13 protein-coding genes are annotated in these 23062 nt (G+C 62.4%); 6 read left to right on the top strand and 7 right to left on the bottom strand.

The window, feature by feature from the left end:
• Positions 1 to 90: 90 nt before the first annotated feature.
• From HDE77_RS03355 to HDE77_RS03330, 6 genes are all read right to left on the bottom strand, one after another.
• Positions 91 to 2376 carry a molybdopterin cofactor-binding domain-containing protein gene (locus tag HDE77_RS03355; RefSeq protein WP_184415747.1) on the bottom strand — a complete coding sequence of 762 codons (2286 nt, stop codon included), beginning with the start codon at positions 2374 to 2376 and terminating at the stop codon, positions 91 to 93.
• Positions 2373 to 2909 (bottom strand): (2Fe-2S)-binding protein, encoded by a 537-nt coding sequence (locus tag HDE77_RS03350; RefSeq protein ID WP_184415746.1) that lies wholly within the window; start codon positions 2907 to 2909, stop codon positions 2373 to 2375. The genes HDE77_RS03355 and HDE77_RS03350 overlap by 4 nt, the downstream gene beginning before the upstream one ends.
• Positions 2910 to 2961: 52 nt before the next feature.
• A complete protein-coding gene (locus tag HDE77_RS03345; RefSeq protein ID WP_184415745.1) occupies positions 2962 to 4287 on the bottom strand; it encodes an amino acid permease in 1326 nt (441 codons plus the stop codon).
• A gap of 143 nt (positions 4288 to 4430) precedes the next feature.
• Positions 4431 to 6359 (bottom strand): S53 family peptidase, encoded by a 1929-nt coding sequence (locus HDE77_RS03340; protein WP_184415744.1) that lies wholly within the window; start codon positions 6357 to 6359, stop codon positions 4431 to 4433.
• Between the two features lie 548 nt (positions 6360 to 6907).
• Positions 6908 to 9178 (bottom strand): protease pro-enzyme activation domain-containing protein, encoded by a 2271-nt coding sequence (locus HDE77_RS03335; protein ID WP_184415743.1) that lies wholly within the window; start codon positions 9176 to 9178, stop codon positions 6908 to 6910.
• A 592-nt stretch (positions 9179 to 9770) separates the two neighbouring features.
• Complete coding sequence (locus HDE77_RS03330; protein ID WP_184415742.1) at positions 9771 to 12110, bottom strand: protease pro-enzyme activation domain-containing protein; 2340 nt, start codon at positions 12108 to 12110, stop codon at positions 9771 to 9773.
• An 879-nt stretch (positions 12111 to 12989) separates the two neighbouring features.
• Here HDE77_RS03330 and HDE77_RS03325 point away from each other — a divergent pair.
• The 5 genes from HDE77_RS03325 to murD all read left to right on the top strand — a co-directional run bounded on the left by HDE77_RS03325 (position 12990) and on the right by murD (position 20669).
• Complete coding sequence (locus tag HDE77_RS03325; protein WP_184415741.1) at positions 12990 to 14504, top strand: fumarate hydratase; 1515 nt, start codon at positions 12990 to 12992, stop codon at positions 14502 to 14504.
• 338 nt (positions 14505 to 14842) lie between these two features.
• On the top strand, positions 14843 to 17452 hold the full coding sequence (locus HDE77_RS03320; protein WP_343206054.1) for a bifunctional aspartate kinase/diaminopimelate decarboxylase: 2610 nt from the start codon (positions 14843 to 14845) through the stop codon (positions 17450 to 17452).
• Positions 17453 to 17533: 81 nt separating this feature from the next.
• Entirely contained in the window at positions 17534 to 17911 is a 378-nt protein-coding gene (locus HDE77_RS03315) for an endonuclease domain-containing protein (protein WP_184415739.1), read from the top strand.
• 14 nt (positions 17912 to 17925) lie between these two features.
• Positions 17926 to 19275: a UDP-N-acetyl-alpha-D-muramoyl-L-alanyl-L-glutamate epimerase gene (murL, locus tag HDE77_RS03310; RefSeq protein WP_184415738.1), complete on the top strand. Its 1350-nt coding sequence runs from the start codon at positions 17926 to 17928 to the stop codon at positions 19273 to 19275.
• Complete coding sequence (gene murD / locus HDE77_RS03305) at positions 19275 to 20669, top strand: UDP-N-acetylmuramoyl-L-alanine--D-glutamate ligase (RefSeq protein ID WP_184416012.1); 1395 nt, start codon at positions 19275 to 19277, stop codon at positions 20667 to 20669. Before murL ends, murD begins: the two co-directional genes overlap by 1 nt.
• Positions 20670 to 20915: 246 nt before the next feature.
• Here the strand turns inward: murD and HDE77_RS03300 are convergent, their stop codons facing one another.
• On the bottom strand, positions 20916 to 22709 hold the full coding sequence (locus tag HDE77_RS03300; RefSeq protein WP_184415737.1) for a DUF3300 domain-containing protein: 1794 nt from the start codon (positions 22707 to 22709) through the stop codon (positions 20916 to 20918).
• Here HDE77_RS03300 and HDE77_RS03295 point away from each other — a divergent pair.
• Complete coding sequence (locus tag HDE77_RS03295) at positions 22708 to 23028, top strand: hypothetical protein (protein ID WP_184415736.1); 321 nt, start codon at positions 22708 to 22710, stop codon at positions 23026 to 23028. The two genes, HDE77_RS03300 and HDE77_RS03295, sit on opposite strands and share 2 nt — an antisense overlap.
• The last annotated feature ends 34 nt before the right edge of the window (positions 23029 to 23062 follow it).

Raw genomic sequence — 23062 nt, 5'->3', positions numbered from 1 at the left:
ACTAGTTCGGCCATGCGTATCCCAAAAGCCCTCGCTACAGTGCGAGGGGTTTTGCATGGGGCTGCAGTCGCGCCACTGAATCGACATCGATCACAGCAACCGCAGCAACTCCTTCATCAGCGGCAGACGCCGCACGCGCACGGCAGTGGCACGAAATACCGCGTTCGCCAGTGCCGGTGCAGCCGTCGGCATGGCGAGGAAGCTGGCGCCGGTGGGCGGCACGTCATCAGCGGGGACAATGATCACCTCCACCGCGTCGGGCAGCTGGGCCATGCTGGCGAGTGGATAGTCCTTCAAATTGTGCTGCTGGATCTGGCCGTCATTGAACGTGATCGCCAGGTTGAGTGCGGTAGACAGCGCATCCAGCGTGGCACCGGCGACCTGGCCCTCCAGTCCCATCGGGTTGATCACCCGGCCGACATCAACGGCGCACACGACGCGTTGGATGATCAGCTTCTGGCCCTGCATCGCCACTTCGATCGCATGCGCCACGTAGGCGCCGTTGACGTGCCAGCACGCAATGCCGAGCCCGTTCACGCTGTGCAACCAGTTTTTCCATTCGATGCGATCGGCCACCAGCTTGAGCACATTGAGCAGGCGGCCGGTGTCCAGCGTGCTGCCTGCGCTCAACGCTACCTGGCGCGGGTCACCGAGCAGGCGCAAATGCGTGTCCAGCGGATCTTCTTTCATGCTGTGGGCAATTTCGTCGATGAAACTCTCCACCGCGAACGCGTTGCTGAGGTGCGGCATGCCACGGGCAGGCCCGCGCGGAATCGCCGAATTCAATGCGTACCAGTCACTGCGATAGTTCGGCACCAGCGCAGCGGGAAGTTGATCGGCGTCCACTTCGGACGTCCACAGACGATTGTCCGGCACGCCCCGGTGGGTCAGTGCCGAGGCACTGGCCATGCGCTGGGTCCAGCCAAGCAGCTGCCGCTTGCGGTCGAGCACCGCGCCAAGCTGGTGCACGCTGCCGGAGCGGTAGTAGTCGTGGTCCAGATCCTGCTCGTTGGTCCACAGCAGGCGCACCGGTTTTCCGCTGGCCTGGGCCAGCATCACGGCTTCGGCGACGTAGTCGTGGTCGAGCCGTCGGCCGTAGCCGCCGCCGACGCGCGGCACGCTGATCTCAATTTGCGCGGGGCCGAGGCCGGTCAGGCGTTGCACCACCGCCCAGGCGTCGCGCGGCGACTGGGTTGGCACGACCACGCTGGCTTTGTCCTTGTCCAGTCGCACCACGCAGTTCATCGGCTCGGCAGTCGCATGCGCCAGCCACGGCTGGAAATAGGTCGCCTGTAGCCGCCGCGCCGCTTTTTTGCTGGCCACATCGACGTCGCCATCATTGCGCACTCGGGCGCTGGGGTCGGTGGTGCTGATGAGCAGGGCGCTGGCCTGCTGCTCAAGCGAAGCGCTGCTTTCGCTGTTGCTGGCACCCGGCTTCCAGGTGAGTTTGAGGCTGTGCAGCCCCTGCAGGGCCGCCCAGGGGTCTTCGGCCAGCACGGCAACAGCCGGCGCGATCACCGTACTGCCCCACGGCTGGCCAGGCTCCGGTTTGAGCTGCACTACTTTCACCACGCCTTTGACAGCCATGGTGTCACTGCTGTCGAGGTGTTCCAGCGTGCCATCCGGCCATGGGCAGTGCATCAGCACGGCAACCAGCGCGTCGCCTGATTGCTGGTCGCTCGCAAACTGCATCTGGCCAGTGACGATGGCGCGTGCATCCACGTCACCAGCGGGCTTGCCAATCAGCTGAAAGTGGTCGGCGCTCTTCGGCGGAGGTGCATTGTTCGGCAAGGCGATCTTGCTGGCGTCCTCGACCAGGCTGCCGAAGTCCAGACGACGGCCATCCGGTGCAATCACCGCGCCGGATTCGCAGCGCAGCCGGTTGGCCGGCGCGCCGAGCCGTTGTGCCGCGGCCTGTAGCAATAGCCAGCGGGCCAACGCGCCTACCTGACGCAGGTCGGCCCACGCGGCAGGAATCGAGCTGCCGGTACCACCGATCTGACGCCCATAGGTCCAGCGCGGCTGGCCGTTGTTGTCGGCCACGCCGAGACCGAGCGGAACCACTCGGACGCGGCTCCAGTCGGCGTCGAGCTCGTCGGCGATGATCCGCGGCAACGACGTGGCCACGCCGGTGCCGGTTTCCGGATCGCGTGCGCCGATCAACACATTGCCGTCGCTGTCGATGCGCACAAAGGCGCCCAGGTCGTAGAAAGTGTTGCCGAGCAATCCCAGTGGTACCGGCGCATCGGCCGCGTCAGCCGCGCTTATGCCGACCATCAGCACGCCGGCGCCGGCCGCCAATACCTGCAGGAAGCGTCGGCGCGAAAGTCGGATGCCGTCGTTGCGGAGCCCATCGTTGGTGGTGCGTTCGCTCATGGCTGGCCTGCCTTGCCAGCGGCGACACGCTTGATCGCGCGGCGCACGCGGGTCTGGCAGCCACACCGGCACAGGTTGGGCAGCTGGTCGATGTCATCATCGCTGGGCTGCTTCTTGCGCTTGAGCAAGTCGACCGCGGCAATCAGCCAGCCCGGCGTGCAATAGCCGCAGCCGATCGCGTCCTCGTCGATGAAGGCCTGCTGCACCGGATGCAGGGTGCCATCGTTGGCGGCCAGCCCTTCGACCGTGGTCACCTGTTTATCGGCCAACTTGGCCATCGGCACGCTGATCGCCGAGACCGTCTTGTCGTTCACCAGGACCAGGTCGGCACCATTTTCACCGTGCGCGCCGCCGTACTTGGTACCCGTCAGGCGCAGCACGTCCCGCAGGTACCACAGCAGCGGCATCTGCGGATCGCCGGTGTGACGGTAGTTTTCGCCGTTGATCTCCAGAGCAATGCCTTCGCGTACCTTCTCGGGAACGATGGTGCTGTCGGGAGTAACCGGCACGGCCTGGACTTGCACGGGCGCCATTCAAGATCTCCTTCAAAACGTATCCACGCATTGTGGCATTGCCGGCGGTGGCTTAGGAGCCCAGGCGGCTGAACAGCCGTTGCCAGACAAAGTAGACCGGCACGCCCGCAGCCATGATCAACAGGACGATGCCGGTGCTGCGTGGGCTGTCGCGCAGGGTCGCCACCAGCACCAGTGCAATCGTGACCACAAACAACAGTGGCAGCAGCGGGTAGCCAGGCACGCGAAAGCTGGCGGGTTTGGCACCGTGGCGGCGATACCAGAACAGTGTGGCGACGCCGACGGCACAAGCCAGCCAGTCGCCGAATGTGGCGTAGTCCAGCAACTGGCCGTAGTTGACTGAAAGCGCCAGCACGATGGCCCAGCCGGACAGCAACAGCAGCGCAGTATTCGGGGTGCGGTAACGCGGATGCAGCTGCGCCACCGAGCGGAAAAACAGCCCGTCTTCGCCCATCACCTGCAGGACCCGCGCGCCGGCAACCAGCGTGATATTGCAGAAACCGAGTGCTGAGATCGCCACGCCGAGCGCAATCACCTTGGCACCAAGCGGGCCGAATACCTGCTGCATGACATCCGCTGCTGGCGCGTGGCTGGCTGCCAACCCGGCATGACCGAGTACCGCCAGGTAAGCCACGTTGACCAGCGTGTATGCAGCGATCACCAGCAGCATGCCGAGCAGAAGGGCGCGCGGCAGCGTGCGCTGCGGATCGCGTACTTCCCCGGCCAGATTGTTGAGATAGGTGAAACCGGAATAGGCAAACAGCACCGGCAACGCCGCGCCAATGAAACCGACACCGCTGCGCGCAGGATCCGTGACCAGCACCGAGGTATGGCCGGAGCCGGCGAAGAACAAACCGCAGACCACCAGCGCAGCCACCGCCAGCAACTTGAGCAAGGCGAACAGATTCTGGATCTGCGCACCGAGACGCAGGCCGAACAAGTTGAGCCCGGCCACGAATACCAGCGCGCCCACCGTCAGCGGCAACGCCCAGCCTGGCGGCAGATCGAACAAGGCGCAGGCGTAGCTGGCGAAAATCGTGGCGACCGCCGCGCTGGATCCGGAGTAGATCACCAGCAGCATGGTCCAGCCAAACAGGAATCCGGCCAGTGGCCCGAACGCTTCGCGCAGGTAGACATAGCTGCCGCCGGCCTGCGGTCGTCGGGCACCGAGCTCGGCGTAACACAACGCGCCGATCAGCGTGAGCACGCCGGCGCCGACCCACATCAGCAACAGCGTCAATCCCGAATCGGTACGCTGCGCGGCAATGCCGGGGTTCAGAAAGATGCCGCCGCCAATTATTCCGCCGACCACGATCAACGCGGCGTCCCACGGGCGCAGGCTGCGGGCATAGCCGCCGGAGGTCAAGCTGTCGCTCATGAAATACCCGCCGCAGGAAACCGCAGGCGAGGATGGCGGGTGGATCGTTTCGCGGCAAGCCCCGGGACAGTCTTAGGCTCTAAGGGTTGCGCTGGCCGGCGACAAGTCGCCGGCCAGCGCTGCTGCCTGGTTCGCCTCGTCGATCAGAAGCCGCTGCGCAGGAACGTATTGAAATTCGCTACGTTGAGCGTGCCGATGCCGGCACCCGGCTCGTAACCCGGGATGCCGAAGTAGAACCAGTTGTCACCGGCCGTGATGTCGTTGAAGGGCGAGAACACTCCATAGCCGAAGAAGTTCTGCAGCAGGTAGACCTGCGGGCCCCACAGGCCGATGCGATGGCCGTTGCCCTGCCGCAGCAATGCGGTGATGCCGTTGAGCTGCGGCGCGACGAAACTGGTGCCGCCATAGCCATCAGCCACACCGGGGGAAGGGAAATCCACCGAGTCGACGAGGGTATAACCGCTCTCCGGATCGGCATTCAACGAAATATCCGGGACATTGCGCCCGGCAAAATTTGCCGGCAGCGTGAAGATCGTCTGTGGCGCGCTTCCGCCGTAGTAGATCAGCGACTGGTTCGGTTCGCTGCGCCGGATCCCGCGGGTGAGGAGTTGATAAAAAGGCTCCTGCCAGTAGATGCTGACACCGCCGCCACCGCCCGAGCTGAAGAGCTGTTGCCGCCAGCCACCGGGTATCGGGTCGTAGGCGTTGAGGTAGTTGGCGATATAGTCCCAGCCCCACACCTGTTCGTGTTTGATCGACTCTGTCGGCCCTCCGCCTGAGCCGAAGAAATAGGTGATGTTGAAGCTGAAGGGCCGTGTGGTGCCTCCGGACGATGTGATGTAGGCATCGTCGGAAGGTGAATCCACCGTCAGCGGTGTGCTGTATGTGGGGGAGTCAAAGCCTTCTCGCACCAAGTCGTAGGCACCCGAATCCCCCGAGGCGGCGAACGTCGAGATGCCCTGTGCGGCGGCTTCGAGGAAAATCTGGTGAAAGGCTTTCAGGATGCCGGTCTCATCGACACCACCATTCATTTGTGGAAACAGGTCCTCCTCGGCCTGTCCCCAGCTGGTCGAGATGCTGTCCGCGATATTGTCGGAGACGGCTGCGTAGAACGCGTCGACGAAGTTACCATTCGTGATGTTGGGCGCCTCGTAAACGCGGATGTTCGCCTGGGGCGCCAGGCCGCCGGACTGCTCCACGTCCAGCGAGGTTTCGTCATCGCCGACACCTGCAACGGGCGTGTCGCCTCCGTCAATCGGGATCACGGTGATGCGGTTGGCTTTGACTGGCAAGCCAATCATGCTCCAGTACGCATACGCATCGCTGGGTTGGAAGGCCGCGAGTGTGACGATGCCGATGGTCGAGCCCTTGCCATTGATGCCGGCCTGATACAGCGGGTTGATGTTGTAGAAGTTGGCGACGTCGCCAACCGTGTACTCCTCAGGGATGCCGGTGGCCGTGCTATTGCCCTTGGCTTGCGCGAAGGCAGCGGTCTTGTTCGGCAACTTGAAGGCACCGATTCGATCCGCGCGAGCGATGTTGGGATGCAGTTTCACATCCGTGCTGAGTCCGGCGGCGGATAACAGCGTATCAGCGATGACGGACGGGATGACCGGTTGCGTGCTGGGTCGGTGAAATTGCCGCCCGTCGGCTGACTGGTAGTCGTGAATGGACGTCTGGAAGGCCGCGCTGAACTGGCTCAGCGTACCGGTGGCCTCGATCGCCAGATGATTGGACATGACCGTGGTTGAGCTGATGCCCTGTTGTTTCAGGAACGCCTGGACGCGGGCAATCTCGCTGGCGGTGGCGCCATAGCGCTCTGCGAACTGGGCCGTGGTTAGAAATTGGTGGTAAAGCGGATCGCCAGGGGTGACGGAGCGCTGGATGTAATCCTCCAGCGCAGCCTGATTGTGCAGCTTCAGTACCAGCGTGACATTCACCGGCTGGCTCTTTGCCGTTGCGCCCAGATCAGTGAATGTCTGTGGGGCGGCCGCCAGCGAAGCGGTGGAGAGGCCTGTAAGCAACAGTGTCAGGGATGTTGCCAGGGCCGTGCGTTGCAGATTCATATGCATGTGAGTTTCTCCAATGACGAAAACTCTGGCGCGAAGCGGAAGCTTCACCCGCAGCTGGCAGCTGTCTGTCATTCGTGCGGAGCCGCTCCGTCTGCCCGGGCCAGGCCATAGTGCGTTTCATCAACTCGAGTGATTCCCAACCACTTTCGGTCGGCGCGACGCCCCCTGAAGTTCGCTGCGCGCCGACACGTAAACGCTACGCGCCGCATGTCCCAAGCGGAAGTGCCACGGCTACGCAAGAATTTCCACGGCAGCGACAGATCGATCCAATGATGGCGTCGCGTGTCCGGGTTGGAACCCGACTTCAGCAGCTTGCGTGGTGTCTGGCGGAAGGGCCGCGACACGTGCCAGCGCCCCGACGCACAGATGGAGAACGCCTTGAGCTTGTGAAGTCGAGCCCAGCGACACCCGTCACAGCGAGGTTGGACATCGCAGCGTTCGGCTCAATCTGCAAAAAAAGCTTTTCAGCATGCATCCCCTTGGCAGACGACGGCCGCCAAGGGGATGGTTCTCGCTTTTCAGTACATCATGAAGCGTGGATCAATCGATCACGGCAGATGGACAAATTTCTTCCACGCTGCAAGCAGGTTATTCGCATTGACCGTACCCAGGCCATTGGCAAAGTTCCAGCCTGGCTGTGCAGCAAATGCCGCGGTGGTGTTGTTGTATGTCGACGTGCTGGTCGAGGTCAGTCCGACCAGGGCCGGTCCATAGAAGTCGAAGAGATTCGGGATCGTTGCGTAGAAGTAACAATCCGGAGTGACCTGATCGAACGCCGCGACCTGGAGGCAATTGGTGGAGTTGCCACCGCTGGTGATGGTGTGGAACACGCAAGCGGAAGTTCCTTTGGTGCCGTTGTCGGAATTGCAGGCAGCCAGCGAGCTACGGAATTGCTTCTGTGCCAGTGCATACAGCGTTGGTGCGGCATTGCCCTGATACGCCGAGAGGCCCCCATTGGACAAGCCCTGGTCGAGCAGTGCCTGAACACCGGCGAACATCGGCGAGGACAGCGATGTGCCGGCCACCAGCTCCACTGGCGAAGTGAAGTTAGGTGTGCACGGATAGGCGCCGGTGCACAGGATGACCCACGAAACCCCGCCGTATGAACCGCCGAATAGCGAGACATCAGGCAAATCACGCGACTGGTCTTTCGCTGCACCAAGGACTTGTCGTTGCCAGGCTGGTTTCGCGTCCACTGACGATGGGCCGCCGCTGCCGCTTTCGGAAGTTACGTTGAAGCCGAACGGATCAGACTTCAATGACTTCTTGCAGAACTGAAGCGCGGTCGCGAAGCCCATGGATTTTGCGGCCAGCGTGTTTCCGCAGGCCGTGTTCCAGGTGAGTTCCGGCACGTAGGACAGTGCCGTGCCATACAGCGAATTGGGCGTGCTGCTGAAGTACTTCGAGGTGGTGCCATCGAGTATGTCAGCGGTGTCTGTTCCACCGACGCCGGTGTCATTGGGCGAGGTGGCAAACGAGTTCGCGTCAATACCGTAGCCGTTGATGATGGAACCGTTGAAGCTCGGATTGGAGCCGGAATCACCGGTGGAAACGAAGACAGAGATACCTTCCGCATCTGCCTGTGCCCACATCAGGTCGATCGCGGTCTTGCTGGCGGTATCGGTGAAGCCTTCACCGAAACCATAGCTTGCGCTGATGACGTTCGGCCGCGCAGTGCCATTGATCAGGTTGTCTGCTGCCATGAAGACACCGCCAAAGAAGTTGCTGGTGTCGGAATCAGAGCAGGTCGCGACCCAGATGTGGGCGCCCGGCGCCATCGCCGTGGACCACTCCGCATCCAGCACGGTCTCGATACTTTCTCCACCGGGGCTGGCGCCGCCCGGATCAGTACAATTGCTCGTGCTCGGCGTCAATTGAGGCTGGAACTGGTTGAACGTGCCGCCGTATCCGCCCAGGCTGAACTGGCTGACGAAGTTGGGCCAGTCTGAAACATCCATGTCCTGGTCTTCGACTACCGCAATGGTGATTCCCGTTCCGGTCAGGCCGCTGCTGTACAACGCCGTAGTGTTGTAGATCACGTTCATGTCGTTCGGCACGAAGCCGCGCAGGCTGCTGTTGAACTGCAGCGCCGGTTTGGTTCCGACAGCAGCGCTGGACGCAGGCGTTTGTTTGGCCTTGAAGTTATGTTTCGCGGCGTCGTACTGCGCCACCTGCGGAGGCACGTGCATGGGTTGCGGCCGGAAATCGTTGAGGCCCGCGATACCCACCACGACGCTGCGCAGCGCCGACGGCACGCTGATGTCGCTGGCATTGGCGATGTGGCTGACTTTATTGATGGTGTAGCGGTTTTCCTGCGTGTGGAACGCCTGGCGAACCTGGCCTGCGGTACCACTGAAGTCGATCTGCATCTTGTTCGGGTACACGCCATTGACGGTGAAGCCCTGCGACGTCAGCCACGATTTCACAGCGGCAATGTCGGCATCGGCGATACCAAAGCTTTCGCCAAATTGAGCGGGTGTCACCCACTGCTGAAACTTGGACGAGGCAGGATCGTGTTGCGCGGTAATCAATGACTCCAGTGCCGATGTACGCAGCGCGCTGCGCTGGAGAATGAGCTGCATGTGATTCATGCGCATCGAGTCGGGCACGCTGGCCGTCGGCTTCGCCGAGCTGATGAACTTGAGATGGCTGTTCCCAACGATCGACACAGCGCTGTTGTTGACGGCTTGTGTCACGCGCGGCATCTCCGCGGTGTTGAGGTCGGCGGTGGCCGACGCTGCTTGAGCCAGGACGGTTGCGGGCAGCGTTGCGAGCGCTGCGGCAATCGACACGTAGATCAACGGATGCTTGTTTGTCATGACCTTGCTCCCAATACTTGAAACGTAAAGCGAGGCCCCCTGTTTACTTTGTTGGTTGGTTGTCACCGTTGCTGGTCGTAGTTACCTCCCTTGAATGTCGTAGTCGCTGGTAAGGATTCGAGAAGATTGATCACGGCTATTGCCCCCCGCGCGCTCTGTGTCTTGTCCCCGGGCACCACGAACCATCAGACCCCACGCCATGCCGGCTGGATGGTTCCAGCGAAGCCAGAGCTCCGACTGTGATGACCTTGATTGACTCCCGCTGCTGCCTGGCTGAGCGCTCGGGCAGTGAGACATCGTGCTCCCGATTTACCCGTGTCGTCCAGTACCTGCGTCGTTACGAAAGAAAAGCGGGCGATCCGCCCCTCCCGAAGTCATCCGACAGGCGACTCTCCTACTCCAAAAGGTGGCCGGTTCGAGTTTTCGACTGACTCAGTCGGCGCAGTTGGCAGGCAGGTGCCAGGCAGGCGCCTGCCACTCTGCACTTAGCGTGCCAAGAACAGTGTGTCGCCCATGCATCCCCTTGGCAGGCGGCTCCCGCCAAGGGGATGGTTCCGGCTATTCAATCCATCATGCTGCGTGGATCAATCCTTCAGTGGACGTGGACAAACTTCTTCCATGCTGCAAGCAGGTTGTTGGCATTGACCGAACCCAGGCCGTTGGCAAAGCTCCAGCCTGGCTGTGCAGCAAACGCCGCGGTGTTGTCGTTGTACTTCGACGTACTGGTCGAAGTCAGTCCCACCAGGGTGGCGCCAAAGAACTCCTCGTAGTTCGCGATCGTTCCGTAGAAGTAACAATCCGGAGTGACATCACCGAATGCCTGGATCTGTATGCATTGAGTGGAGTTGCCACCGCTGGTGATGTTGTGGAAGACGCACTTGGCAGTTCCCTTGGTGCCGTTGTCGGCGTTGCAGGTCGACAGCGTGGAGGGCGCGCCACCGCCTGCTCCACCGAATTCCTGGGCTGCAAGCGCATACAGCGTCGGTGCGGCGTTGCCCTGGTTCGGCGACAGGCCAGAACCTGACAAGCCCTGGTCGATCAGCGCCTGGATGCCGGCGAACATTGGCGAGGACAGCGATGTGCCGGCCTCCAGTACCACCGGAGTAGTGAAACCAGGTGCACATGGATAAGCGCCGGTGCACAGGATCACCCATGAATACCCGCCATAGGAGCCGCCGAACAGCGAGACATCCGGCAAGTCACGCGACTGGTCTTTCGCTGCACCATGAACCTGTCGTTGCCAGGCGGGTTTCGCATCGACCGCGGACGGACCGCCGCTGCCGCTTTCAGAGGTTACGTAAAAGCCGAACGGGTCGTAGATGAGCGCGTTCTTGCAGAATTTGAGTGCTGTTTGGTTGACCAGTTGCTTGGCCGCCAGCGTGTTTCCGCAGGACGTGTTCCAGGTGAGTTCCGGCACGTAGGACAGTGCCGTGCCATACACCGAGTTGGGAGTGTTGCTGAAGTACTTCTTGGTGGTCCCGTCAAGAATGTCGGCAGTGTCGGATCCGCCGACGGCTGTGTCATGGGGCGACGTGGCAAACGAGTTGGCGTCAATGCCGTAGTTCTCGATGACGGAGCCATTGAAGCTCGGGTTGGAGCCGGAATCGCCGGTTGAAATGAAAACCGAGATGCCTTCCGCATCCGCCTGTGCCCACATCAGGTCGATCGCGGTCTTGCTGGCGGTGTCGGTAAAGCCCTCGCCGAAGCCATAGCTTGCGCTGATGACGTTCGGCCTCGAGTTGCCGTTGATCAGGTTGTCTGCCGCCATGAAGACGCCACCGAAGAAGTTCGTGGTGTCGGAATCACTGCAGGTGGCGACCCAGATATTGGCGCCTGGTGCCATGGCCGTGGACCACTCTGCATCCAGCACCGTCTCGATACTTTCCCCGAACGGATCGTTACCACCCGGATCCGAGCAGTTGCCCGTGCTCGGCGTCAACTGAGGCTGAAATTGGGTGAACGTGCCACCGTAACCGCCCAGGTTGAACTGACTAACGAAGTTGGGCCAGTCATCGGTATCCATGTCCTGGTCTTCAACCACCGCAATGTTGATGCCCGTACCGGTCAGGCCGCTGGTGTACAGCGCGGTAGTGTTGTAGATCACATTCATGTCGTACGGCACGAAGCCGCGCGCACCGTTGGTAAAGGCCAGCGCCATCGGGTTGGCGGCGGAGTTGGAACTGGCATTGGCATTGGACGTGGAACTGGTCTTGGACGCTGCCGCCGTTTGCTTCAGCTTGAAGTTGTGCTTGGACGCGTCGAACTGTCCCACCTGCGGGGGCACGTGCAACGGCTGTGGCCGGAAATCGTTGAGGCCCGCCACGCCTACCACGACGCTGCGCAACGCCGAGGGGACGCTGATGTCGCTCGCATTGGCGATGTGGTTGGCTTTGTTGAAGGTGTAATGATTTTCCTGCGTGTGGAAGGCCTGGCGAACCTGGCCTGCCGTACCGCTGAAGTCGATCTGAGTCTTGTTCGGGTACACACCATGGACGGTAAAGCCCTGCGAAATCAGCCACGACTTCGCGGCGGCGATATCGGCATCGGCAACTCCAAAGGTTGCGCCAAATTCAGCAGGTGTGAGCCATTGGTGGAACTTGGGCGAGGCAGGGTCGTGCTGCGCAGCGATCAGCGATTCCAGTGCGGATGTACGCAATGCGCTGCGCTGGAGGATGAGCTGCATGTGATTCATCGGCATCGAGTCGGCAACGCTGCCCGTGGGCTTCGCCGAACTGACGAACTTCAGGTGGCTGCTGGCAATGGTCGACACGACTTTGTTGTCGACGGTTTGCGTGACGCGTGGCGTTTCCGCAGTGTTGAGATCTGCCGTGGCAGATTGTTGCGACGTTGCCGCTTGAGCCAGTAACGCTGCGGGCAGCGTTGCGAGTGCTGCGGCAATCGATACATAGATCAACGGATGCTTGTTTGTCATGACCTGGCTCCCAATGATTCGAGATGAAAAAGCGAGGCCCCCTGTTACGTCTTTCGACGGTTGTCGCGGTTACGTGTCGTGGTCACCTCCATGGACTGCCGTGATAGCCGGTAGGGATTCGATAAAGACGGATCAACAGCTTCGGACCGCCGCAAACTCCACGACGTGCCCGCTGGTTCCATGCCGTCGACACCAACGTGCCGCCAGCTGGCTGCTTGGTTCCAGCGTGTGATGAAGCTATTGAACCCCACTACTGCCTGGCTGAGCTGCGAGGCAGAGAGGGATCGTGCTCCCGATCTGTGTATGTCGTCCAGTACCTGAGGCAGGTCGACATAGAGGGAATGGCACGTTCGACCCGACGGCCGACGGGCGCCCCACCCAGGCGAAAAGCTGATCAGATCGCATTTGTTTGACTTGCTTGGGGTCGGGTACCAGATTGCGGTATGCGATCCGTGTGCTTCCCATGAGCCTTATCTTCATCTTCGCGTCAGGCCATGTGACGGTCAGCCCGCCCGGATGATTCCGGGCCGAACGCGTCGTAAGGGGCAAGTTCTTGCGACTATTATCTGGTGCGCATGTTTTTGCGTAGATGTGGTTGGGGGTTACGATTTCACGAAATGCTTCAGCCTGGCCGACTTGCGAAAACTGCCGCCATCGAATTCAGGGTTGTCGATGTGTATGGCTCCGGCAGGTGGGCCCGTCCCGGTTTTTGCCGAATATGGCTATCGGATGATCATTCCCTTGAATGATCATTTCTGCCTCAAAGCAACGACCACCCTGCGCGGCCGTTTTTTGAGGCCAGGCCCAGTTGCGGCACAATAGAGGGCTTGCGCATTGTGAATAGCTGTTCCAGCACCTCCCCATCCCCGAAGCCTATCCATGACCACCATCAAGCAAGACGACCTGATCCAGTCCGTCGCCGACGCGCTGCAGTACATCAGCTACTACCACCCGGTCGACTACATCACGAATCTCGCTGCTGCCTATGAGCGCGAGGAATCGCCCGCTGCGAAGGACGCTATCGCGCAGATCCTGATCAATTCGCGGATGGCCGCCGAAGGTCATCGCCCGCTGTGCCAGGACACCGGCATCGTTACCGTGTTTCTCAAGGTGGGTATGAACGTGCGCTGGGACGCCACGCTGTCGCTGGAGGACATGGTCAACGAAGGCGTGCGTCGTGCTTACAACGATCCGGACAACAAGTTGCGCGCCAGTGTGTTGGCCGATCCGGCCGGCAAACGCACTAATACGAAAGACAACACGCCAGCGGTGATCAACGTCTCGATCGTGCCGGGCGACGCCGTGGATGTGATCGTTGCGGCGAAGGGCGGCGGCTCGGAAGCGAAATCGAAATTCGTGATGCTCAACCCGTCGGACTCCATCGTCGACTGGGTGCTCAAGACCGTGCCGACGATGGGCGCCGGCTGGTGTCCGCCGGGCATGCTCGGCATCGGCATCGGCGGCACTGCCGAGAAGGCGATGCTGCTGGCGAAAGAGGCGCTGATGGAACCGATCGACATCCAGGATCTGATCGCCCGCGGCCCGAGCAATCGCGCGGAGGAATTGCGCATCGAGCTGTACGAGAAGGTCAACGCGCTGGGCATCGGCGCGCAAGGACTGGGAGGCCTCACCACCGTGCTTGACATCAAGGTGAAGGATTACCCGACTCACGCAGCGAACTTGCCGGTGGCGTTGATCCCGAATTGCGCGGCCACGCGCCACGCGCACTTCACGCTGGACGGCTCCGGCCCGGTGATGCTCGATCCTCCATCGCTGAAGGACTGGCCGCAGCTTACCTACGACAGCTCCAAAGGCCGTCGCGTGAATCTTGATGCCCTGACGCGCGAAGACGTCGCCAGCTGGAAGCCAGGTGAGGTACTTCTGCTCAATGGCAAACTGCTCACCGGTCGCGATGCGGCACACAAGCGCATGGTCGAGATGCTCAACAAGGGCGAGCCGCTGCCGGTCGACTTCAACGGTCGCTTTATCTATTACGTCGGTCCAGTCGATCCTGTGCGCGATGAAGTAGTCGGACCGGCTGGCCCCACCACGGCGACCCGCATGGACAAGTTCACCGAGCAGGTGCTGGCGCAGACCGGTTTGCTCGGCATGGTCGGCAAGGCGGAACGCGGGCCTGCGGCGATTGAAGCGATAAAGAAACATCAGTCGGTGTACCTGATGGCCGTCGGTGGCGCCGCGTATTTGGTCTCCAAGGCGATCAAGGCCTCGCGCGTGGTCGGCTTTGCTGATCTGGGCATGGAAGCGATCTACGAGTTCACCGTGCAGGACATGCCGGTGACCGTGGCGGTCGATTCACTCGGTACGTCGGTGCACCAGACGGGCCCGAAAGAATGGCAGGCACGGATAGGCAAGATCCCCGTAGTTATCCAATAACTCTGTGCGCACAGAGCACACGTTCGTCTCCTCTCCCCTTTGGGGAGAGGACTGAGGTGAGGGGCGGGTGCTCGCGGGTGTGCTGATCGAAGCAACGCACTGCACGCGAGTTCCCGCAAGAGTGTCCCCCTCACTCCAGCCCTCTCCCCGCCGGGGAGAGGGGGCAAAGGCGGCGTCCTCCTCTCGTGGCCCTGCACGCTTGCTCGCACGGATCCGGTGCTTGCCACGATCCAGCCATCAAACAGACGTCCAAACGCCATTCATTCGCGCGCCATTGCAATCAGACTGCTGCGGCGCAACACTGGCGAAATATTTTCCCAACTGCTGATAAGACGCTTGTGACCTCGAACGCCCCGCCGTTAGCCGCAGACGCCCCCTGGATCGTGATGAAGTTCGGCGGCACCAGTGTCGCCACGCTTCCCCGCTGGCAGAATATCCGTGAGCTGGTTGCCAGTCGCCGCGCCGAAGGTGCGCGCGTGCTGGTAGTCGTTTCCGCGCTCACCGGCGTCACCGATGCGCTCAAACAATTGTGTACGCAGGGCGACCGGGGCAAACGCAACGAAGCGGCTCAGGCGATCGCGCAGCGGCACTATGAGTTGCTCGAGCACATGCAGCTGGCGCTGCCGGATACGCTGGGTGCGCGGCTGCACGATCTGGCCGCGCTGGCTGACGAAGGCGCGGCTGCCCTGGGCGAACTGGCTTGGCAGGCGCAGGTGCAGGCGCACGGCGAGCTGATGTCCAGCGCGCTCGGTGCGGCTTTTCTCAGTCATAGCGGCCTGCCCACGCAATGGCTTGATGCGCGGGACTGTCTCGCGGCGATCGCCTTGCCGAACCAGAACGAGCGCACGCGGCTACTGTCTTCAATGGTGGATTCGCGACCGGACCCGGTGCTCGCCGCGCGGCTGGCAGCGCAGGGTGAGGTATTCATCACGCAGGGCTTTATCGCTCGCGAATCGCAAGGTCGCACGGTGCTGCTTGGGCGCGGTGGCTCGGACACTTCGGCCTCGTATTTCGGCGCGCTGCTGAAGGCACAGCGGGTGGAGATCTGGACCGACGTGGCCGGCATGTTCACTGCCAATCCACGCCAGGTGCCGGGCGCACGCCTGCTGCAACGGCTGGACTATGAGGAGGCGCAGGAAATCGCCTCCACCGGCGCCAAGGTTCTGCATCCGCGTTGCCTGTCGCCGCTGCGCGAGCCGCGCGTGCCGTTGCTGATCAAGGACACCAACCGGCCGGAACTCGAGGGCACGGTGATCGGTCCGGAGGTGCGCGAGCACGCACCCAGCGTCAAGGCGATCAGTGCGCGCAAGGGCATCACCCTGGTATCGATGGAATCGGTGGGCATGTGGCAGCAGGTCGGCTTCCTCGCCGATGTGTTTGCACAATTCAAGCAGCACGGTCTGTCGGTGGATCTGATCGGCTCGGCCGAGACCAATGTCACGGTGTCGCTCGACCCCACCGAAAACCTGCTCGACTCCGATGCGATCGCCGCACTGGCCACCGACCTGGCCAAGGTGTGCCGCGTCAAAGTCATTGCACCGTGTGCGGCGATCACCCTGGTGGGTCGCGGCATGCGTTCGCTGCTGCATACGTTGTCCGGTGTGCTGGCCGAGTTTGGCCAGCTGCGCGTACATCTGATTTCGCAGTCGTCGAACAACCTCAACCTCACCTTTGTCGTCGACGAGAGCGTGGTAGACGACCTGCTGCCGCATCTGCACGATCTGCTGATTGCCGCCGGCGCACTTCGTACCGACGACAGTGCGTTGTTCGGCCCCAGTTGGCAGACACTGTATGGCAGCGGCGAAGCGCCCGACATTGCCGCCGCGTGGTGGCGCGAATCGCAGCGGCAACGCTTGCTTGAACTGGCCGCCGAAGCCACGCCGCGCTACGTTTATCACCTGCCGACGGTGCGCCATCAGGCGCGCGAGTTGAAGGCGCTGGCGGCGGTCGATCGCCTGCACTACGCAGTGAAGGCGAACACTCATCCGGCAATCCTGCGCGCACTCGCGGCCGAAGGCTTCGCGTTCGAGTGCGTTTCGCCCGGTGAGTTGAAAGCGGTCAGCGCGATCGTGCCGGAGTCCACGCCGCTGCTGTTCACACCGAACTTCGCCGCGCGTGCCGACTACGTTTTCGCCTTGGATACCCGCGCCACCATTACGCTGGATGCGCTGTATCCGCTCGAGCATTGGGGCGAATTGTTCCGCGGCAGGGAGATCGTGCTGCGGGTTGATCTGGGCCGCGGCCTGGGCCATCACGAAAAAGTTCGCACCGGCGGCAGCGGTAGCAAGTTCGGTTTGCCGCTGGACCAGCTTGCTGTGTTCCTGCAGCTGGCCGAAAGGCACGACGTGACGGTGCGCGGCCTGCACGCACACCTGGGGTCAGGCGTGCTTGATGTGGCTCACTGGGGCGAGGTGTACGCGCAACTGGCGAGTCTTGCCGAGCGCATCGGCAGCGTGGCCTTCCTCAATATCGGTGGTGGCCTCGGCGTCCCGGCCCATCCAGGCGAAGCGCGGCTGGACATCGAAGCGCTCGATCGCTTGCTGAGCGAGGTCAAATCCGCTTATCCGCAGTACCAGCTGTGGATGGAGCCGGGCCGCTATCTGGTCGCCGACGCCGGTGTATTGCTGGCACGAGTAACCCAGCAGAAAGGCAAGGCGCAGCTGCGCTATCTGGGCATCGACACCGGCATGAACAGCCTGATCCGCCCGGCGCTGTACGATGCCTGGCATGAAATCGTCAACCTGACCCGACTGGATGAACCGGCTACGGCGCTGTTCCAGATCGTCGGTCCGATCTGCGAGAGTGGCGACGTGCTCGGCACCGACCGCCGCCTGCCCGAAGCAACCGAAGGTGATGTGATGCTGATCGCGCAGGCCGGCGCCTACGGCAAGGTCATGTCCTCTCATTACAACCTGCGCGACGAAGCCGACGAGGTCGTCATCGACTAGCTCTTCTTCCTCTCCCCATCGGGGAGAGGATTGAGGTGAGGGGCCACTCTTGCGGTAACCCATAATCAAGGACGTTCACGGATGAAACGTCTCAACGTAGATCGGGCGCGTGGACTGCGCCAAACCATGACGGATGCGGAGCAAGCGCTGTGGCGCCATTTGCGCAATCGTCAATTGTCAGGGTTTAAATTCCGCCGCCAGCATGAGATCGATCGATACATCGTTGATTTCGTCTGCACGGAGGCGCTGCTGATCGTGGAGCTGGATGGTGGTCAGCATGCGGAGCAGGTCGAGTACGACGAGCGACCCACGCATCAGTGGCAAGCCATGGGCTACCGTGTCCTGCGTTTCTGGGACAATGACGTACTGGTAAATAGCGAAAGTGTGCTTGAGGTGGTGATGGAGGCCTTGGCAAGCACCCCTCACCCCAGCCCTCTCCCCGCGGGGGAGAGGGGGTAAATGCGCGGTGACTGATGAGAGTGAATGAAGTGATCCAACCACGCCTGACCCAAGTATTCCGATTTTTGCGCACAAGCTACGCCGACGGTGTGGCCGAGCTGGTGTATGCGTTTGATGGCGGTGAGGAACTGATCGAGCGAATTCGCTTCCCACATGCGCCGGCTGTTCCGGCCACGCGCGTAGCGGCGTTCGATGCAGCTTTGCGCCTGCTGCACCTGATCGCCGGCGTCAGCTACTACAAGGCTGGCGTGCCACCGAAGATCGACGTGGCCGATGGGCCGCTGGACGACAGCACTGCCGATCTGCTCGATGCGCTGTACCTGCATGGACTGGCCGAGTTCGCCTATCGCAACGGGCTGGACCTGCGAGGACATATCGCGTTCCCCCGTGGTGCTGCAACACAGCCGGTGGCACCGGTACTTGGTTTGCCCCAACGTACGCTGGTGCCGATCGGCGGTGGCAAGGATTCGCTGGTCGCGGTCGAGGCAATCAAGTCGATTGGCGGTGAGGCGACGGCAGTATGGGTCGGCAACTCGCCGCTGATCGCTGCGTGTGCCGGACGCACTGGGTTGCCCACGCTGAATATCCAGCGCGAACTGGCGCCCGGCCTGTTCGAATTGAACCGGCTGGGTGCGTGGAACGGCCATATCCCGGTAACCGCCGTCAATTCGGCAATCCTCGCCGTGGCGGCAATCCTGTATGGCTACGATTCCATCGCGTTCGCCAACGAGCGTTCTGCGTCGGCTGCCACGCTGGAGTACGAAGGCCAGCAAGTGAACCATCAGTGGAGCAAGGGCTACGCGTTCGAAGCGATGCTCGGTGACTGGTTGCACGGTCACGTGGCAGCCGATCTCGATTATTGCTCGCTGTTGCGCCCGTACTCGGAGCTGGCGATCACCCGCGCTTTCGCGAAGCTCACTCCGTACTTCGATACCTTCTCCAGCTGCAACCGCAACTTCAAGTTGCTTGGTCCGAAACCGGCCGATCGCTGGTGCGGGCAGTGTCCAAAATGCCATTTCGTGTTTCTCGCGCTGGCGCCGTTCTTGCCCAAGCCCCGGTTGCTGGCAATTTTCGGTCGCAACTTGCTGGACGACGAGACGCAGGCGGGCGGTTTCGATGCGTTGCTGGAATACCAGGACCACAAGCCGTTCGAATGCGTGGGCGAGGGCGCCGAAGCACGCGCTGCCATGTACACGCTGAGCCAGCGGTCGGAGTGGCAGGAAGATGCGCTGGTCTCGCGTTTCCGCAGCGAGATCCTGCCGCAGCTCGATGCTGCGCAACTGGCACTCGAACCGTGGCTGACACCATCCAGCGAGCATCGCATTCCGACACGCTTGCAGCCCGCATTGGCAGCGATCGGCTGATGCATGCCTCGGCCTCATCGCCGCATATTGCCACGCTGGCTGGCCAGCGTGTTGCGATCTGGGGATTCGGCCGCGAAGGCCGGGCCGCCATCACGGCGTTGCGCCAGCGATTGCCGCAACAGTCGTTGACGCTGTTCTGCAGCGCCGCCGAGACGGCAGCCGCGCATGCGTTCGATGCCACGCTCGACGTGCGTGGTGAAGAGCCCGATGTAGCCGCACTGACTGCATTCGATGTCGTCATCAAGTCGCCTGGCATCTCGGCGTACAAGCCGGCGCTGATGGCGGCGGCGAAGCAGGGCACGCGCTTCACTTCGGGTACCGCGCTGTGGTTCGGTGAGCACGGGCTCGGCAGCGGCACGCAGGCCCAGGTAATCGCCGTCACCGGCACCAAGGGCAAGAGCACCACCAGCGCGTTGATCGCTCATTTGGCGCGCGCGTTGGGTGTGCGTACCGCGCTTGCCGGCAATATCGGCCTGCCGCTGTTGGAACTGCTGGATCAGTCGGCCGAACTTTGGGTGATCGAGCTGTCCAGCTTTCAGACCAGCGAGGCTGGCTCGCTGGAACTCGGCGTGATCACCAGCCTGTATGAGGAGCACCTGGACTGGCACGGCTCGCGCGAGCGCTATGTCAGCGACAAATTGAAACTGGCCCAGGTCGCACAACAGCTGCTGGTCAATGCACTACAGCCGGCCTTGCTTGAGCACACCGAGGATCATCCGCACCGCCTGCCATTTGGCCAGCCGGCAGGCTGGCATGTGGCCGACGGGTTCATCAAGCGCGGTACGCGCGAGGTGTTTCCGATCGAGCAACTCGCTGCGCCGGGTCTGCACAACGCACTCAACGCCTGCGCCGCACTGGCTGCACTGGCCGCTGTAGGGATGGACGCGCTGGCGGCTGCGCCTGCGCTGGCAAGTTTCCGCCCGCTGCCGCATCGGTTGCAGTCTCTTGGTGAACATGACGGACGCCAGTGGATCAACGATTCGATCAGCACCATGCCGCAGGCCACGCTGGCTGCGCTGGAAAGTCTGCCGGGGCGCCAGGTGACGGTGCTGGTCGGCGGTCACGATCGCGGGCTGGACTGGTCCGATTTCGTCGAGGCCGTGGCGGAACATCCACCGTGGGCGATCGTCTGCAGCGGTGCCAACGGTCCACGCATCGCCGCTGCGTTGCAGGAGGTGGAAGTGGCTAGCGAGATCGCCCTGGTCGACGGGCTCGATGCCGCCGTCGCACTCGCCCGCAGACTTACCCCGCAGGGCGGCTGCGTACTGCTGTCACCGGGCGCGCCCAGCTTCGACCAGTTCCGCGACTACGCCGAGCGCGGCCGGCACTTTGCCGAGCTGGCTGGCTTTGACGGGCAGGCGATCACCGGGATCGAGGGGTTGGGAATCGCCTGAGCCAATCGCCAGCCTCGGCATTACCCAGGCTCGTGGAGACGTTGAGGTAAGTGCTTTCGAATCGTCGCCATGCTGTGGCGTCGTTCGAATGTCCCAAGCCCAACGTCTCAAACCTGCATCAGGCGATACGTGCCAAAGAAAGGGCCGCACCCGGGAGGGTGCGGCCCTTTCTCTACATAGGATCAGTTCGCCGATGGCGTTCTGGGCCTGCATGAAGCCGCAGAGCCCGCGGTGAAGATCATTGCCTCAGTGCCCGTTGTCCTTGTCGTTTTTCTTCTCCGGTCTTGCCGGTGCGCGTGCCGGCTCCGGGCGCTGTTGTGCTGCAGGCTGCGGGCGTTGCTCAGCTTGCGGACGAGGTTGCGCGGGCTGGGGTCGCTGCTGCGCAGGCTGCGGCCGTTGCTGCTCAGGCTGTGGACGTTGCTGCACAGGCTGGGGTCGCTGCTGCTCGGGCTGTGGCCGCTGCTGCACAGGCTGCGGCCGCTGCTGAGCCGGTTGTGGACGCTCTTGTGTCGCTTGTGGGCGTTGCGCAGGTTGCGGACGCGTGGCCGCCGGCCGTGGCGTCTCCTGCGTCTGGGCAGCGGGCCTTGACGCTGGTGGCGTCCGCTCCGGTTGTGGCCTGTTGAAGTTGTTGGGTGCGGACGGTCGCGTCATACCTTGTTGTGCGGCCCGGTTCGTGGGCTGCGGAGTCACTGGCGACTGAGCTGTTGGGCGGCGGCCAGTGGATGGATTCGCCTGCCCCGGCGTCCGTACCTGGTCGCGGGTAGTCCCCGCTGCTGAACCGCTGCGCGGCAGCTCTGCACCTCGGGTCGGCACGGTCGGCTGCGCCGCTCCTTGCGTCGGAGCTGGACGCCCTGGCCTGGCACCGGCCTGCCCATTGCGCACTGGCTCAGCGCCGCGTACCGGTGTGCCGAAAGTCGGCACGCTCATCGGCCGCGACGCAGGCGCCTCACCCGGCCGGCTCCGCATGGCCTGGGGTGTATTGACCACAGCACGGTTGGCGGCGGCGTTGCCGGGATTGTTGAAGTTGCGGTTGCCAGGGTTACCTGGATTGCCGGGGTTGTTGAAGTTGTTGCGGTTCGCGACAGCCGGGTTGCGCACGATGTTGTTGTTGACCGTGCGGTTGTTGTAGTTGTTGGTGGTGTAACGATTGACCACGGTGGTTGAACGCGACACGTAGGTCGAGTTGTTGTACACCACGGCCGGTCGCTGCCATCCGCCGCCGTTACCGTGTCCAGGGCCCCAGTGCATGCCCCAGTTGTTCCAGCCATAGGCCGGGCCGTTGTTGTAGTGGTCATGGTGATTGAACAGGCTGCCCACCAGAATGGCTGCTCCGAAAGTGACGGCGCCCACCGCAATCAGGTCGCCGGTGGAATAGCCGGCCGGCTGCACATAGGCGTAACCGGGATAGACCGGAACCTCCTCGCCGTAGACGGTTTGCGGGTTGTAGCTGGGCACGTAAACGGTATCCGGATCTGCGGGCATGATCTGGATCGCCTGATCCGGTTCCTGCACGACACTGGGGCCGTTGTAGACGGGAGGCTCACCATTGTCACCATTGTCGGTGTAGGCCGTGGTGTCCACGGCGGTCACCGGCTGGGTCACGACACGTTGCTGCGCCGAGTCGCGCAGATTGCCGTGCTTGGCCGCGCGCTGGCGCATCACCTGGATGGCATTCATCACATCGGTGGGGTCGTTGACGTACGCCTCGCCGAGCGAGGTCGTCCATTGGATATTTTGTGCCATCTGACTCAGTACCGAGGGAAACGCGGTGAGTCCCTTCACGCTGGGATCCCATGGCTGCGGCGCAATCGCGGTCTGCAACGGCACGCCTTTCAGATTGGGACTCTGCGCGAGAAGGCTGTCTGCGGCGGTGATCTGGTCGGGATAGGTCGCGCCGGCCAGCACCTGCGCCACCAGGTTGTCCGGGAACAGGGCGATCGGTGCTACCAGTTGATAGAGCTGATCTGCTGTGGGCGGCGTGTAGGGTGCAGCTGCCTGCGCAGCGGAGCCGGCGGGTGCGGGCGCGCTGGATGCCGGCATGGGGGCCGTTGCCGAAGTGGCTGGTGTTCCGGATGCCGGTGGCTGGCTATTGTTGCAGCCGACCAAAGCTACCGCACTGGCGCAGAACAGCGCGCCGGTCGCCTTTCGTATCCATGACTTGCTGTACATCGGAACAATCTCCCTGCTGTTGAGCATTCGAGCCATGGCCTGCGATGATTTTGGGATCACACTGCAGTTCGACTCGAGTGACGATGAGATAACCGATCCAATCCCTCCGATCGAATTCAGTTTTCACGCAGTATGGCGACGCAAGTTGAATGGCGGCTGTCGATGCCGACGAGTATTCACATGCCTGTGACGTCAGTACCGGCTTGAGCTCCGCGTCGTGATTC

Source organism: Rhodanobacter sp. MP7CTX1 (genome assembly GCF_014205795.1).
Classification (GTDB): Bacteria; Pseudomonadota; Gammaproteobacteria; order Xanthomonadales; family Rhodanobacteraceae; genus Rhodanobacter.
The sequence above is the reverse complement of the archived record's forward strand: the minus strand, read 5'-3'. Positions and strand labels throughout refer to the sequence as shown.

Coding starts and splice junctions, on each gene's coding strand:
- HDE77_RS03315 (WP_184415739.1), top strand. CDS start 17,534: ATGAAACGTCTCAACGTAGATCGGGCGCGTGGACTGCGCCAAACCATG.
- HDE77_RS03295 (WP_184415736.1), top strand. CDS start 22,708: ATGGGGGCCGTTGCCGAAGTGGCTGGTGTTCCGGATGCCGGTGGCTGG.
- HDE77_RS03330 (WP_184415742.1), bottom strand. CDS start 12,110: ATGACAAACAAGCATCCGTTGATCTATGTATCGATTGCCGCAGCACTC.
- HDE77_RS03355 (WP_184415747.1), bottom strand. CDS start 2,376: ATGAGCGAACGCACCACCAACGATGGGCTCCGCAACGACGGCATCCGA.
- HDE77_RS03325 (WP_184415741.1), top strand. CDS start 12,990: ATGACCACCATCAAGCAAGACGACCTGATCCAGTCCGTCGCCGACGCG.
- HDE77_RS03335 (WP_184415743.1), bottom strand. CDS start 9,178: ATGACAAACAAGCATCCGTTGATCTACGTGTCGATTGCCGCAGCGCTC.
- HDE77_RS03340 (WP_184415744.1), bottom strand. CDS start 6,359: ATGCATATGAATCTGCAACGCACGGCCCTGGCAACATCCCTGACACTG.
- HDE77_RS03345 (WP_184415745.1), bottom strand. CDS start 4,287: ATGAGCGACAGCTTGACCTCCGGCGGCTATGCCCGCAGCCTGCGCCCG.
- HDE77_RS03300 (WP_184415737.1), bottom strand. CDS start 22,709: ATGCCGGCATCCAGCGCGCCCGCACCCGCCGGCTCCGCTGCGCAGGCA.
- murL (WP_184415738.1), top strand. CDS start 17,926: ATGAGAGTGAATGAAGTGATCCAACCACGCCTGACCCAAGTATTCCGA.
- HDE77_RS03350 (WP_184415746.1), bottom strand. CDS start 2,909: ATGGCGCCCGTGCAAGTCCAGGCCGTGCCGGTTACTCCCGACAGCACC.
- murD (WP_184416012.1), top strand. CDS start 19,275: ATGCATGCCTCGGCCTCATCGCCGCATATTGCCACGCTGGCTGGCCAG.